At 68.0% G+C, this 13,402-nt stretch carries 12 protein-coding genes; 7 read left to right on the forward strand and 5 right to left on the reverse strand.

Features of this window, described 5'->3' with window-relative positions:
* Window positions 1-88: 88 nt before the first annotated feature.
* The 3 genes from betC to J5M67_RS08380 are packed head-to-tail and all read left to right on the forward strand — an operon-like array spanning window position 89 to window position 4,133.
* Window positions 89-1,597 carry a choline-sulfatase gene (gene betC / locus J5M67_RS08370; RefSeq protein ID WP_207884839.1) on the forward strand — a complete coding sequence of 503 codons (1,509 nt, stop codon included), beginning with the start codon at window positions 89-91 and terminating at the stop codon, window positions 1,595-1,597.
* Window positions 1,598-1,630: 33 nt separating this feature from the next.
* A complete protein-coding gene (gene choX / locus J5M67_RS08375) occupies window positions 1,631-2,566 on the forward strand; it encodes a choline ABC transporter substrate-binding protein (protein ID WP_207884840.1) in 936 nt (311 codons plus the stop codon).
* A 7-nt stretch (window positions 2,567-2,573) separates the two neighbouring features.
* Entirely contained in the window at window positions 2,574-4,133 is a 1,560-nt protein-coding gene (locus J5M67_RS08380) for a SulP family inorganic anion transporter (RefSeq protein WP_207884841.1), read from the forward strand.
* A 100-nt stretch (window positions 4,134-4,233) separates the two neighbouring features.
* On the opposite strand, the gene aroE is transcribed toward J5M67_RS08380, so the two are convergent.
* Together aroE and hemF are read right to left on the reverse strand one after the other, a co-directional pair.
* Window positions 4,234-5,055: a shikimate dehydrogenase gene (gene aroE, locus J5M67_RS08385; RefSeq protein WP_207884842.1), complete on the reverse strand. Its 822-nt coding sequence runs from the start codon at window positions 5,053-5,055 to the stop codon at window positions 4,234-4,236.
* Window positions 5,056-5,298: 243 nt separating this feature from the next.
* On the reverse strand, window positions 5,299-6,213 hold the full coding sequence (hemF, locus tag J5M67_RS08390; protein WP_207884843.1) for an oxygen-dependent coproporphyrinogen oxidase: 915 nt from the start codon (window positions 6,211-6,213) through the stop codon (window positions 5,299-5,301).
* A gap of 180 nt (window positions 6,214-6,393) precedes the next feature.
* On the opposite strand from hemF, the gene J5M67_RS08395 reads away from it, so the two are divergent.
* Window positions 6,394-7,371 (forward strand): NADPH:quinone reductase, encoded by a 978-nt coding sequence (locus J5M67_RS08395; protein ID WP_207884844.1) that lies wholly within the window; start codon window positions 6,394-6,396, stop codon window positions 7,369-7,371.
* Between the two features lie 191 nt (window positions 7,372-7,562).
* Here J5M67_RS08395 and J5M67_RS08400 read toward each other — a convergent pair whose 3' ends face one another.
* From J5M67_RS08400 to J5M67_RS08410, 3 genes are all read right to left on the reverse strand, one after another.
* Window positions 7,563-8,120: an L-threonylcarbamoyladenylate synthase gene (locus tag J5M67_RS08400; protein WP_207884845.1), complete on the reverse strand. Its 558-nt coding sequence runs from the start codon at window positions 8,118-8,120 to the stop codon at window positions 7,563-7,565.
* Between the two features lie 42 nt (window positions 8,121-8,162).
* The gene (gene dprA / locus J5M67_RS08405; RefSeq protein ID WP_207884846.1) at window positions 8,163-9,257 is read right to left on the reverse strand and encodes a DNA-processing protein DprA; all 1,095 of its coding nucleotides are present in this window, start codon (window positions 9,255-9,257) and stop codon (window positions 8,163-8,165) included.
* Between the two features lie 139 nt (window positions 9,258-9,396).
* Window positions 9,397-10,422, reverse strand: a complete 1,026-nt coding sequence (locus J5M67_RS08410) for a LysM peptidoglycan-binding domain-containing protein (RefSeq protein WP_207884847.1) — start codon at window positions 10,420-10,422, stop codon at window positions 9,397-9,399.
* Between the two features lie 138 nt (window positions 10,423-10,560).
* On the opposite strand from J5M67_RS08410, the gene def reads away from it, so the two are divergent.
* From def to rsmB, 3 genes are read left to right on the forward strand one after another with little or no spacing between them, the layout of a single operon-like run.
* Complete coding sequence (gene def / locus J5M67_RS08415; protein WP_207884848.1) at window positions 10,561-11,067, forward strand: peptide deformylase; 507 nt, start codon at window positions 10,561-10,563, stop codon at window positions 11,065-11,067.
* Between the two features lie 54 nt (window positions 11,068-11,121).
* Window positions 11,122-12,066 carry a methionyl-tRNA formyltransferase gene (gene fmt, locus J5M67_RS08420; protein ID WP_207884849.1) on the forward strand — a complete coding sequence of 315 codons (945 nt, stop codon included), beginning with the start codon at window positions 11,122-11,124 and terminating at the stop codon, window positions 12,064-12,066.
* On the forward strand, window positions 12,063-13,373 hold the full coding sequence (rsmB, locus tag J5M67_RS08425; RefSeq protein ID WP_207884850.1) for a 16S rRNA (cytosine(967)-C(5))-methyltransferase RsmB: 1,311 nt from the start codon (window positions 12,063-12,065) through the stop codon (window positions 13,371-13,373). Before fmt ends, rsmB begins: the two co-directional genes overlap by 4 nt.
* Window positions 13,374-13,402: the final 29 nt, after the last annotated feature.

Consider the following 13,402-nt stretch of genomic DNA (forward strand, 5'->3'; position numbering starts at 1 on the left):
TCCGGCATGCGCTTTACCCCATTTCCAGCGAGGAAGAGACTCGTCGCAACACTATTCCATAACAGCGCCAACAGGATAAGCCCACGCCATGAAGCGCCCGAACATCCTCTTCATCATGGCCGACCAGATGGCCGCGCCGCTCCTGCCGTTCTACGACGCCACGTCACCGATCAAGCTGCCCAACCTGTCGCGCCTCGCCGGCGAAGGCGTGGTGTTCGATTCGGCCTACTGCAACAGCCCGCTCTGCGCACCGTCGCGCTTCACCCTGGTCAGCGGCCAGTTGCCGACCAGGATCGGCGCCTGGGACAACGCCGCGGATTTTGCCGCCGACATCCCCACCTACGCGCACTACCTGCGCCGCCTGGGCTACCGCACGGCGCTGTCGGGCAAGATGCACTTCTGCGGCCCGGACCAGTTGCACGGCTACGAGGAACGCCTGACCAGCGATATCTACCCCGCCGACTACGGCTGGGCGGTAAATTGGGACGAGCCGGACGTGCGCCCGAGCTGGTATCACAACATGTCTTCGGTGCTGCAGGCCGGCCCCTGCGTGCGCACCAACCAGCTCGATTTCGACGAGGAGGTGGTATTCAAGGCGCGCCAGTATCTCTACGACCACGTGCGCGAACACGCCGGGCAGCCGTTCTGCCTCACCGTGTCCATGACCCACCCACACGACCCCTACACCATCCCGCGCGAGTACTGGGACCTGTACCGCGACGAGGACATCCCGCTGCCCTCGGTGCGGATCGCCCAGAACGAACAGGACCCGCACTCCCAGCGCCTGCTCAAGGTGATCGACCTGTGGGGCCAGGAGATGCCCGAGGAGAAGGTCCGCGCCGCCCGCCGCGCCTACTTCGGCGCCTGCAGCTATGTCGACGCGCAGATCGGCGCGCTGCTGCGCACCCTGGAGGATTGCGGCCTCTCTGAAGACACCCTGATCCTGTTCTCCGGCGACCACGGCGACATGCTGGGCGAGCGTGGCCTCTGGTACAAGATGCACTGGTTCGAGATGGCCGCCCGCGTGCCGCTGCTGGTGCACGCGCCCAAGCGCTTTGCCGCGCACCGGGTCAGCCAGTCGGTGTCCACCGTGGACCTGCTGCCGACCCTGGTGGAGCTGGCCGGCGGCGCCGTCGAGCCGGGCCTGCACCTGGATGGCCGCTCGCTGCTGCCGCACCTGCAAGGCCACGGCGGCCATGACGAGGTGATCGGCGAATACACCGCCGAAGGCACCGTCAGCCCGCTGATGATGATCCGCCGCGGCGACTTCAAGTTCATCTACTCCGAGCAGGACCCGTGCCTGCTGTTCGACGTCACCCACGACCCGCGCGAGCTGGAAAACCTCATGGACTCGCCGGCCCACGCCGAGCTGGTCCGCGACCTGCTGGACGAAGCCCGTGCGCGCTGGGACGTGCCCGCCATCACCGAGCGGGTGCTGGCCAGCCAGCGCCGCCGTCGCCTGGTGGCCGACGCGCTGACCCGCGGCCACCTGAAAAGCTGGGACCACCAGCCCCTGGTCGACGCCAGCCAGCAGTACATGCGCAACCACATCGACCTCGACGATCTGGAGCGCCGCGCCCGCTATCCGCAACCGTAACGACAACCACAACACGCCGAAGGGGATGGGAGCATGAAGAACACCGTACGAACCGCATCAACGCTGTTGCTGGCCGGCGCACTGGCGCTGGGCGGGCCGCTGGCCCACGCCGAAAACGAAGCCTGCGGTACGGTGAAGCTGGCCGATCCGGGCTGGACCGACATCGCCGTGACCAATGGCGTGGCCGCCTTCCTGCTCGAGGGCCTGGGCTACTCCGTGAAGATCGACACCCTCTCGGTGCCCATCACCTACGGCGGCCTGCGCGATGGCCAGGTGGACGCCTTCCTCGGCAACTGGATGCCGGCGCAGCAGGGCTTTTACGACCAGTTCATCGCCAGCAAGCAGGTCACCCAGCTGGCGAAGAACCTCCAGGGCACCGAGTTCACCCTGGCCGTGCCGGCCTACGTGTGGAACGCCGGGGTGAAGACCTTCGCCGACCTCGACAAGCACGCCGAGCAGTTCAACCGGAAGGTCTACGGCATCGGCTCCGGCGCGCCGGCCAACCAGTCGATTCAGAAGATGATCGGCGGCGACGAGTTCGGCCTCGGCGACTGGAAGCTGGTGGAGTCCAGCGAGCAGGCGATGCTCGCCGAGGTCGGCCGCGCGGTGAAGCGCGAGCGCTGGGTGGTGTTCCTCGGCTGGACGCCGCACCCGATGAACGTGAAGTACGACATGAAGTACCTCACCGGCGGCGAGAAGTACTTCGGCAGCACCGGCAGCGTGTTCACCCTGACCCGCAACGGCTACGCCGAGCAGTGCCCGAACAGCGGCAAGCTGCTGGCCAACCTGTCCTTCGACCTGCCGATGGAGAACGCCATCATGGCCGAGGTGCTGGAGAAGAACGTGAAGAACTCCGACGCGGTGAAGGCCTGGATCAAGGCCAACCCGCAGCGCCTCGACCAGTGGCTGGCCGGGGTGAAAACCCGCGACGGCGGCGACGCGTTGGCTGCCGTGAAGGCGAAGCTGTAGTCCTTCGATGGAGCGCCTGATCCGCCTGCTGCCCTTTCTCGTCTGGCTGCCGCAGGTCACGGGACGCGACCTGCGCCGCGACCTGGGCGTCGGCCTTTCCGGCGCGGTGCTCGCGCTGCCGCAGTCCATGGCCTACGCGCTGATCGCCGGGCTACCGGCGGAATACGGCCTGTATGCGGCGATGCTGCCGGTGCTGATCGCCTGCCTGTGGGGCTCGTCCAGGCACATGGTCGGCGGGCCGACGGCGGCGATCTCGGTGGTGCTGTTCACCGCCATCGCGCCGCTGGCATCGCCGGGCAGCGCTCAGTTCATCCAATACGCGCTGCTGCTGACTTTCCTCGCCGGGCTGTTCCAATGGCTGCTGGGGATGCTGCGCTTCGGCGTGCTGGTGAACTTCGTCTCGCACTCGGTGCTGCTCGGCTTCACCTGCGGCGCCGCATTGGTCATCGTGATCGGCCAGTTGCCCTACCTGCTCGGCATCCCGGCGGGCGGGCAGGGCACGGCGCTGACCAGCGCTATCGCGTTGTGGGGGAAACTGGCGCAGTTCCATGGGCCATCGCTGCTAGTCGGGCTGTTCAGTCTCGCGCTGAGCCTGATCGTGAAGCGCCTTTGGCGGCGCGGGCCGGCGCTGCTGGTCGGCCTGATCGGCGCCAGCACGCTGGTCTGGACGATGCCGGCGACCTTTGCCGGTGTCGCCAAGGTGGCGGCCTTCCGCAGCGCTTTGCCGCCGCTCAGCCCGCTGTCGTTCGATCTGTCCGCCATCGCCCAGTTGCTCCCCGCCGCCGTGGCCTGCGGCATGCTCGGGCTGGTTACCAGCCTGTCGATTGCCCGCGCACTGGCCACTCGCACGCACCAGCCGCTGGACGCCAACCAAGAGGTGCGCGCCCAGGGGCTGTCCAACCTGATCGGGCCGTGGCTGTCCGGCACGCTGTCCGCCGGCTCCTTCACCCGCTCCGGGCTGAACCAGGATGCGGGTGCCCGCACGCCGCTGGCCGGGGTCTTTTCGGCGCTGTGGGTGGCGTTGCTGGCGGTGGCCGGCGCCGGGCTGATCACCCACATCCCGCTGCCGGCCATGGCCGCTGGGATCCTGCTGATCTGCTGGAACCTGATCGACCGCCCGGCCCTGCGCGCACTGTGGAAAGGCAGCCGCGCGGAATCGCTGGTGATGCTGCTGACCCTTGCGGCCACCTTGCTGCTGCCGCTGCAGAACGCCATCTACGCGGGCGTGCTGGCCTCGCTGTTCTTCTACCTCAAGCGCACCTCGCAGCCGCGCGTGCAGCAGTGGGAGAAGGAGGACGAGGAAGTGCTGCGCATCGAGGGCTCGATCTTCTTTGGCGCCTGCGACTACCTGCAGAAGCTGATGCAACGCAGCCGGGGCGAACGGCTGGTGCTGGATGCCCACCATGTGAATTTCATCGACTTCGCCGGCGCGCAGATGCTCCAGCAGGAGGCCCGCCGCCTCGCCAGCGAAGGCCGCAGCCTGGTGCTGCGCAATGCCCGGCCGCGGGTGCGCGCGGAGCTGGAGAAGCAGATGGGGAAGGGTGGGGTATTGCAGGTGGAGGATTGATCACCCGCCTCGCTCCAAAGGCGCAGGTGAATGCCTTCGTAGGAGCGCGCCATGCGCGCGATCGCGGGCATGGCCCGCTCCTACAGGTGTACGCCGCCGATCAGCCCTTGAGCTGACGGCGCAGTTCTTCCAGCACCGGCGCCGAATCCGGCCGCACGCCGCGCCACAGCAGGAAGGCCTCCGCCGCCTGCTCCACCAGCATGCCCAGCCCGTCGATGCAGCGCGCCGCGCCGTGCTCGGCGGCCCAGCGGTTGAAGGCGGTCTCGTCCTTGCCGTACATCATGTCGTAGCAGGTGGTATGCCCCGGCTTGATCAGTGCCGGGTCGATGGGCGGCAGCTCGCCGGCCAGGGAGGCCGAGGTGCCGTTGACGATCAGGTCGAAAGGCTCCGCATGCAGGTCGAAGCCGCCACCGCTTACCGGGCCCAGGTCCTTGAATTCTTCCGCCAGCTGCTCGGCCTTGGACGCCGTGCGGTTGGCGATGACGATGCAGTTCGGCTGCTGCCCGAGGAAGGGTTCGAGGATGCCGCGCACCGCGCCGCCGGCGCCCAGCACCAGGATGCGCGCACCGCGCAGGACGACGCCGTGGTTCACCGTCAGGTCGCGGGTCAGCCCGGCGCCGTCGGTGTTGTCGCCCAGCAGGCCGCCGCCTTCAAGCTTCTTCAGAGTGTTCACCGCGCCGGCGCGGCGCGCACGCTCGGTCAGCTCGGTGGCCAGGCGGTAGGCGTCTTCCTTGAACGGCACGGTGACGTTGCCGCCCAACCCCTGCTCGAAGAACTCGCGGGCATTCCCGGCGAAGTCGTCCAGCGGCGCCAGCCGCGCGTCATAGCTCAGCGCCTGGCCGGTCTGCTCGGCGAACAGGCGGTGGATCTGCGGCGACTTGCTGTGGCCGATGGGGTTGCCGAAGACGCAGTAGCGGTCCATGGGGAATCCTGGGACGTGAAAAACGGGAAGGCGCAGAGATTGCCGTTTTCCCCCCTCGGTGCCAAGCCTGTAGGAGCGCCCCATGGGCGCGATCGCGGGCATGGCCCACTCCTAAAGATGTGCGGGGATAGGCTCTCGTAGGAGCGGAGCTTCTCCGCGATCACCGCGACAGCGGTGCAATCCTGCACCACCGGCCTGGCGGCCGGATCGCGGATAAAATCCGCTCCTACAGACGGACGATGGTCAGGCCTGCGCCAGCCAGTCCCGGTCGGTGAGGAAGTACTCGGTCAGGCGCGCTTCCTCGCTGCCCGGCTCCGGCTTCCAGTCGTAGCCCCAGCGTACCTGCGGCGGCAGCGACATGAGGATCGACTCGGTGCGCCCGCCCGACTGCAGGCCGAACAGGGTGCCACGGTCGTAGACCAGGTTGAACTCGACATAGCGCCCCCGGCGGAACGCCTGGAACTCGCGCTGCTGCTCGGTGTACGGGGTGTGTTTGCGCTTGCGCACGATGGGCAGGTAGGCATCGATGTAGGCATCGCCGATGGCGCGCAGGAAGGCGAAGCTGGTGTCGAAGTCCCACTCGTTCAGGTCGTCGAAGAACAGGCCGCCGATACCGCGCGGTTCGTTGCGGTGCTTGATGTGGAAGTAGCGGTCGCACCATGCCTTGTAGCGCGGGTAGACGTCCTCGCCAAAGGGCGCGCAGGCGTCGCGGGCAACCTGGTGCCAGAGCACGCAGTCTTCCTCATGGGCGTAGTAGGGGGTCAGGTCGAAGCCGCCGCCGAACCACCAGACCGCTTCCTCGCCTTCCTTCTCGGCGATGAAGAAGCGCACGTTGGCATGGGAGGTGGGCACGTGGGGGTTGGTCGGGTGGATCACCAGCGACACGCCCAGGGCCTGGAAGCCACGCCCGGCCAGCTCGGGACGATGCGCGCTGGCGCTCGGCGGCAGGCCGCTGCCGAAGACGTGGGAGAAGTTCACGCCGCCCTTCTCGATCAGCGCGCCGTCGCCGATCACCCGGGTACGCCCCCCGCCGCCCGCCGGACGCACCCAGGCATCCTCGATGAAACGGGCGCTGCCGTCCTCGGCTTCGAGTGCGGCGCAGATGCGGTCTTGCAGGTCGAGCAGGTAGGCCTTCACGGCCTCGATGCGATCGGTCACGAGAATCACCTTGGAGCGGGAAAGCCACGCGTGGCGCGGGCCGGAGCGGAATGTGCGGGCAAGCATACCACCCCCGCTGGGAAAGCTGGCCTTGACGGCCGTCAAGCGTCCGGCTTGGATGAAAGTCTTTTCCCAGAGCGGTGTCGGCCCTGTCGGCGCCCCGTCATTCAGGAGATCGACATGGCCAAGCGTGTTCAATTCGCCAAGACCGGCGGCCCGGAAGTCCTCGAGCTCGTCGACTACAGCCCCGCCGAACCCGGCCCCAACGAGGTGCGTGTGCGCAACCGCGCCATCGGCCTGAACTTCATCGACACCTACTACCGCAGCGGCCTGTATCCCGCACCGTCGCTGCCGTCGGGCGTCGGCACCGAGGGCGCCGGCGAAGTGGAAGCGGTGGGCAGCGCGGTGACCAACGTGAAGGTCGGCGACCGCGTCGGCTATGCCACCGGCCCGCTGGGTGCCTACAGCGAGTTGCACGTGCTGCCGGCGGCGAATGTGGTGAAGCTGCCGGACGCCATCACCTTCGAGCAGGCCGCCGCGGTGATGCTCAAGGGCCTCACCGTGCAGTACCTGCTGCGCCAGACCTACAACGTGCAGCCCGGCCAGACCATCCTCTGGCACGCCGCCGCCGGCGGGGTCGGGCTGATTGCCTGCCAGTGGGCGAAAGCCATCGGCGCGCACCTGATCGGCACCGTCAGTTCCGCCGCCAAGGCCGAGCTGGCCAAGTCCCACGGCGCCTGGGCGACCATCGACTACAGCCATGAGAACGTGGTGGAGCGCGTGCTGGCGCTGACCGAGGGCCGCAAGTGCCCGGTGGTCTACGACTCGGTGGGCAAGGACACCTGGCTGACCTCGCTGGACTGCACCGCCCAGCGCGGGCTGGTGGTGAGCTTCGGCAATGCCTCCGGTCCGGTGGACGGGGTGAACCTGGGCATTCTCTCGCAGAAGGGTTCGCTCTACGTGACCCGGCCGACGCTGTTCGGCTATGCCAATACGCCGGAACGCCTGCAGGCCATGGCCGACGACCTGTTCGGCATGATCACCAGCGGCAAGGTGAAGGTGGAGATCAACCAGCGCTTCGCCCTGGCCGACGCCGCCAAGGCACAGACCGAGCTCGCGGCGCGACGCACCACCGGCTCCACCATCCTGCTGCCTTGATCCACGTAGGGCGTATAACCGTTCGCGGTTATACGCCGTTAAACCGTCCTAATCCGCGGCGCCGTGGCTGATCCGGCTAGCGTTCAGGCGTCCGGTTCGAATTCGCAGCGCATGGTAGCCAAGGCCAGGTGGCGTATAACGCGGAGCGTTATACGCCCTACAGAAGCCGGATTTGCTTTTGTGGGGACGGATCAGGAGGGTCTGACAGTCTCGCCGGTACGCAAATCGCGGATCAGGCTCGGATTACGACGCCCGCCCAGGGAGCCGCCGAGCACACCATCCAGCTCACTGTGGAAGTACTGCTCGATGCGCAAACGCGTGCGCGCGGCCGGACGGCCGGCGGGGTTGGCGGAGGTGGAGATCAGCGGGCCGGTGTAGCGGCACAGCTCGCGCACCAGCGGGTGGTCGGTGACGCGCAGGGCGACGGTGTCGTGCTGGCCGGTCACCCACTCCGGCAGGCGGTCCTGGTGCGGCACCAGCCAGGTGTTCGGGCCGGGCCAGCTGGCGGCGAGCGTCTCCCGCCAGGCGTCCGGCAGGTCCTCCAGCAGGAAGTCGAACTGGCTGATATCGCCAGCCACCACGATCAGGCCCTTCTCCACCGGTCGCGCCTTGATCGCCAGCAGGCGGTACACCGCATCGGCGCTCCAGGGGTCGCAGCCCAGGCCCCAGACGGCTTCGGTCGGGTAGGCGATCACGCCGCCATCGCGCACGACCTGGGCCATGCGCTGGGTACGCCAGTTGCTGTACATCGAAAAAATCCTCGGATCTGCGATGCGCGGCAGTTTACGTGCTCAGGGGGCGCGATGCACCCAGACGCCGGCCTCGCAGGCCACCCATCCATCCAGCTCCAGTTCGGTCAGCGCCGCCAGGACTTCGGGCAGCTCGCTGCCGCTGCTCAACGCCAGCTGCTCGCTGCTCTGGGGCGCGGCGCGCAGGAGATCGAGCAGGGCGTGCGCGGGTGCCGGCTGCGCCGGCGTCGCCGGCACGGCCTGGGCGGTCCAGCCGCGCAGGCCGTCGAGGATATGCTCGATGCTTTCCACCAGCGTGGCGCCCTGGCGGATCAGTTCGTGGCAGCCGCGCGCGCCGGGATGGTGGATCGAGCCGGGAATCGCGTAGACCTCGCGACCCTGCTCCGCGGCGAGGCGGGCGGTGATCAGCGAGCCGCTGGAAGGACTGGCCTCCACCACCAGTACGCCCAGCGACAGGCCGCTGATGATCCGGTTGCGCCGGGGAAAGTTCGCCGCCTGGGGCGGGCAGCGCAGGGGGAGCTCCGATACGAGGGCACCGCCCTGCTCGACGATGCGCCGCGCCAGCCCGAGGTGCCGACGCGGATACAGATGCTCCAGGCCGGTGCCGAGCACGGCCACGGTGCCGCCGCCCGCCTCCAGCGCGCCGTCATGGGCCGCGCCGTCGATACCCAGCGCCAGGCCGCTGGTAATCACGAAACCGCCACCGGCCAGGCTGCGGGCAAAGGCCCGCGCCGTGTCGAGCCCCGGCTTGCTGGCCCGGCGGCTGCCCACCATGGCCAGCTGCGGGCGCTCCAGCAATGCCACATCGCCCGCCACGAACAGCAGCGGCGGCGCATCGCTCAGCTCGGCCAGCAGGGCAGGGTAGGCGGGGTCGTCCCAGGCCAGCAGATGGTGCATGGGCTCCTCCAGCCAACGCAGCGCAGCGGCGGCCTGCTCGCGAATGCCGGCATCCCGGCGCTGGTCGGCGGACGCCTGCGGCAACCCCAGCGAGCGCCAGGCGGCGGCCGGCGCGCTCAGGGCAGCGGAGGCCGAGCCAAACGCCGAGATCAGGCGCCGGAAGCGCCGAGGGCCGAGCTCGGGCAGGGCGTGCAGGCGCAGGCGCGCCTCGATTTCGGCGGGAGACACTTCGATGGCCATGGCGGCAGTCCTTTGCGGCGAACAGGGAGGGTTCGCCCGACTGTGCCGTCAGAAGCGCGCCGCCGCTGTCGGACGGTTCCGAAACGCACCCAATAAAAAACCCCGCCGAGGCGGGGTTTTCTTCGAGCCAGGGGCGAACTCAGGGGTTCTGCACCTTGTCGTTCACTTCCAGCGAACGGCTGGCGGTCAGCACCAGCGCATAGCTCAGGCGGTTGTAGGTGCGGAAGATCATCAGCAGGCCGGAGCGCTCGTCGGGGATCTTCACCATGTCGCCGGTCACCCGGTCACGCACGGTTTCGCCCAGCTTGTAGATCGCCAGCACGTTGCCCTCGGCCAGACCGTCGCGTGAACCCTTGTCGAGGGTGACCACGTCGTACTTGCCGATCTGGGTCACGCCGCGCGGCACGTCGATGATTGTGCCGTGAATCTGGGCGGACGGCTCGCTGGGCATGAAGGTCGAGGTGATCGCGCGTTCCTCGGTGGGGAACAGACGGTCGCCCGGGCGAACCTCCTGGGTGGTGCGGGTCAGCTGGAGGGTGGCGACGTCCTCTTCCTTGGCGGTGACGTTGGCGCCGCCGATGTCCATGGCGTCGATGCCGAGCACTTCGCCGGTCTGCGGGTCGGAGTAGACCTTGGCCTGGCGGAAGATGCCGTAGCTGTTCTGCTCGGTCAGCGACATGCCGCGGGCATAGGCGCGGTCGCCGGCGCCGCTGATCACGCTCTCCTGGTCGCCGGCGACCACGTAGGGCGCATCGGTGAACGCGGCCTCGTCATCGACGATGCGGTTGGAGAGCAGGAAGGCGTTGATCTTGTCCAGCGGAATGGTCGGGATCGCTTCGGCGATCGGGGTGCTGCGCACCCGCGGCGACAGCTTGATGGTCCCGCGCGACTCGCCGCGGTTGAGCATCAGGCGCGGCTGGCCATCGATGTACACCAGACTCAGCACGTCACCCGGGTAGATCAGGTGCGGGTTCTGGATCTGCGGATTCACGTGCCAGATTTCCGGCCACTTCCATGGCTTGCTGAGGAACTTGCCGGAGATGTCCCAGAGGGTGTCGCCTTTCACTACGGTATAGCGGTCCGGGTGGCCTTCCTTGAGCTGCACGGCAGCCTGAGCCATCCCGCCTGCGGCCAGCAGCAGCAGGGCGAGTAGTGTTTTCCTCATGCGGTGAATCCCTTTATTATGTGTACACATGAAACGCCTGGAAGCCGCCCCTACCGCGCTTTCCAGCCGTTTTTCGATGCTGCTCAGCATATTAGCAGTCGATTTTGACTTTATTCCACAAGTGCATCACAAACGTATATGGCCATTCTGAACATTCTCGAATTCCCCGATCCGCGCCTGCGCACGATCGCCAAGCCGGTCACCGAGGTCGATGACAGCGTTCGCCAGCTGATCGACGACATGTTCGAGACCATGTACGAGGCACCTGGCATCGGCCTGGCCGCCACCCAGGTGAACGTGCACAAGCAGATCATCGTGATGGACCTCTCCGAGGACAAATCCGAGCCGCGCGTGTTCATCAATCCCGAGCTGGAAGAGCTGACCGAAGAGAAGGGTCCGTACCAGGAAGGCTGCCTGTCGGTGCCTGGCTTCTACGAAAATGTAGACCGTCCTCTGCGCGTCCGCATCAAGGCGCTGGATCGTGACGGCAAGCCCTTCGAGGAAATCGCCGAGGACCTGCTCGCGGTGTGCATCCAGCACGAGTGCGATCACCTGAACGGCAAGCTGTTCGTCGACTACCTGTCCAACCTCAAGCGCGACCGCATCCGCAAGAAGCTGGAAAAACAGCACCGGCAACAGGCGTAACCCCATCCCCAAAGGCTTGCCCCGGCAAGCCTTTTGTTTTTTTGTGAGCCCGATATGAGCCAAGCACTGCGCATCGTCTTCGCCGGCACCCCGGAATTCGCCGCCGAACACCTCAAGGCCCTGCTCGATACTCCCCACGAGATCGTCGCCGTCTACACCCAGCCGGACCGTCCGGCCGGCCGTGGCCAGAAGCTGATGCCCAGCCCGGTCAAGCAGCTCGCCGTGGAGAACGGCCTGCCAGTGCTGCAGCCGCCGACCCTGCGCGACCCCGCCGCCCAGGCGGAGCTGGCCGCGCTCAAGCCGGACCTGATGGTGGTGGTGGCCTACGGGCTGATCCTGCCGCAGGTGGTGCTGGATATCCCGCGCCTGGGCTGCATCAACAGCCATGCCTCCCTGCTGCCGCGCTGGCGCGGCGCCGCGCCGATCCAGCGCGCGGTGGAGGCGGGCGATGCGCAGAGCGGCGTGACCGTGATGCAGATGGAAGCGGGCCTGGACACCGGGCCGATGCTGCTCAAGGTCAGCACGCCGATTTCTGCTGAAGACACCGGCGGCAGCCTGCACGACCGCCTGGCCGAGTTGGGCCCCAAAGCCGTGGTCGAGGCCATCGCTGGCCTCGCCGCCGGCACGCTCAAGGGCGAGGTGCAGGACGATGCCCTGGCCACCTACGCGCACAAGCTGAACAAGGAAGAGGCGCGCATCGACTGGTCGCGCCCGGCCGATGAGCTGGAGCGCCGCATCCGCGCCTTCACCCCTTGGCCGGTGTGCCACACCAGCCTCGGCGAGGCCGCACTGAAGGTGCTCGGCGCCAGGCCGGCGCAGGGCAAGGGCGAGCCCGGCAGGATCCTCGACGCCAGCCGTGACGGCCTGCTGGTCGCCTGCGGTGAAGGCGCGCTGCTGCTGACCCGCCTGCAGCTGCCCGGCGGCAAGCCGCTGGCCTTCGCCGACCTGTTCAACAGCCGCCGCGAGCAGTTCGCACCAGGCCAGGTGCTGGGCGCATGAGTACCAATCCCCGTCTGGCGGCGGCCCGTGCGCTGGCCGCCGTGCTCGCCGGGCGCGCCTCGCTGGGCAGCTCGCTGCCGACCCAGCTGGAGAACGTCGAGCCGCGTGACCGTGGCCTGGTGCAGGAGCTGGCCTTCGGCGCCGCCCGCTGGCAGCCGCGCCTGTCCACCCTCGCCGCGCGCCTGCTGCAGAAGCCGTTCAAGGCCGGCGACCGTGACGTCGAGGCCCTGCTGCTGGTCGGCCTGTACCAGCTGCTCTATACCCGCATTCCGCCGCACGCGGCCATCGGCGAGACCGTCGGCTGCGCGGACAAGCTGAAGAAGCCCTGGGCCAAGGGCCTGCTCAACGCCGTGCTGCGCCGCGCCCAGCGCGAGAGCGAAACCCTGCTGGCCGAGGTCGACAAGGACCCGGCCGCGCGTCTGGCGCACCCGCGCTGGCTGCAGAAGGCACTGAAGAAATCCTGGCCGGAGCAGTTCGAAGCGATCTGCGCCGCCAACAACGCCCACCCGCCGATGACCCTGCGGGTGAACCGTCGCCACGGCAGCCGCGATGCCTACCTGGACGAGCTCAACCGCGTCGGCTTCGAAGCCACGGCCTGCGTGTTCAGCCGCGATGGCATCAACCTCGTGCAGGCGTGCGACGTGCGCGAGCTGCCGGGCTTCGCCGAAGGGCGCGTCAGCGTGCAGGACGAGGCCGCGCAACTGGCGGCAGACCTGCTGGAGCTGGCGCCGAACCAGCGCGTGCTGGACGCCTGCTGCGCCCCCGGCGGCAAGACCTGCCACCTGATGGAGGCCGAGCCCGCACTGGCCGGCGTGGTCGCCGTGGATCTGGAAGAAAGCCGCCTGGTGCGCGTACGCGAGAACCTCGCCCGCCTGCAACTGACGGCCGAGCTGTTCGCCGCCGACGCCCGCGACACCGCCAAATGGTGGGACGGCAAGCCCTTCCAGCGCATCCTGCTGGACGCGCCGTGCTCCGCCACCGGAGTGATCCGCCGTCACCCGGACATCAAGCTGACCCGCACCGCCGAGGACATCGAGGCGCTGGCGCAGCTGCAGGGCGAACTGCTCGACGCGCTGTGGGCGACCCTCGAAGTGGGCGGCGTGATGGTCTACGCGACTTGCTCGGTGATGCCGCAGGAGAACAGCGAACAGATCGCTGCGTTCCTCGGTCGCACCCCCGGCGCCCGCGAGCTGGACCTGCCGGGTCCCTGGGGCATCAAGCAGCCCCACGGTCGCCAGTTGCTGCCGCAGCAGGCCGGGCATGACGGCTTCTACTATGCCAAGCTGATCAAGATTTCGGCCAAGTAACAGGCGCCGACTCCCAACGGATCGAAACG

Source organism: Pseudomonas sp. 30_B (genome assembly GCF_017491605.1).
GTDB lineage: Bacteria > Pseudomonadota > Gammaproteobacteria > Pseudomonadales > Pseudomonadaceae > Pseudomonas.

Bases quoted from the DNA above. Each gene is read 5' to 3' on its own strand.
- J5M67_RS08395 (WP_207884844.1), top strand. From the start codon at position 6,394: ATGGCCAAGCGTGTTCAATTCGCCAAGACCGGCGGCCCGGAAGTCCTC.
- choX (WP_207884840.1), top strand. From the start codon at position 1,631: ATGAAGAACACCGTACGAACCGCATCAACGCTGTTGCTGGCCGGCGCA.
- aroE (WP_207884842.1), bottom strand. From the start codon at position 5,055: ATGGACCGCTACTGCGTCTTCGGCAACCCCATCGGCCACAGCAAGTCG.
- J5M67_RS08380 (WP_207884841.1), top strand. From the start codon at position 2,574: ATGGAGCGCCTGATCCGCCTGCTGCCCTTTCTCGTCTGGCTGCCGCAG.
- betC (WP_207884839.1), top strand. From the start codon at position 89: ATGAAGCGCCCGAACATCCTCTTCATCATGGCCGACCAGATGGCCGCG.
- J5M67_RS08400 (WP_207884845.1), bottom strand. From the start codon at position 8,120: ATGTACAGCAACTGGCGTACCCAGCGCATGGCCCAGGTCGTGCGCGAT.
- fmt (WP_207884849.1), top strand. From the start codon at position 11,122: ATGAGCCAAGCACTGCGCATCGTCTTCGCCGGCACCCCGGAATTCGCC.
- rsmB (WP_207884850.1), top strand. From the start codon at position 12,063: ATGAGTACCAATCCCCGTCTGGCGGCGGCCCGTGCGCTGGCCGCCGTG.
- dprA (WP_207884846.1), bottom strand. From the start codon at position 9,257: ATGGCCATCGAAGTGTCTCCCGCCGAAATCGAGGCGCGCCTGCGCCTG.
- def (WP_207884848.1), top strand. From the start codon at position 10,561: ATGGCCATTCTGAACATTCTCGAATTCCCCGATCCGCGCCTGCGCACG.
- J5M67_RS08410 (WP_207884847.1), bottom strand. From the start codon at position 10,422: ATGAGGAAAACACTACTCGCCCTGCTGCTGCTGGCCGCAGGCGGGATG.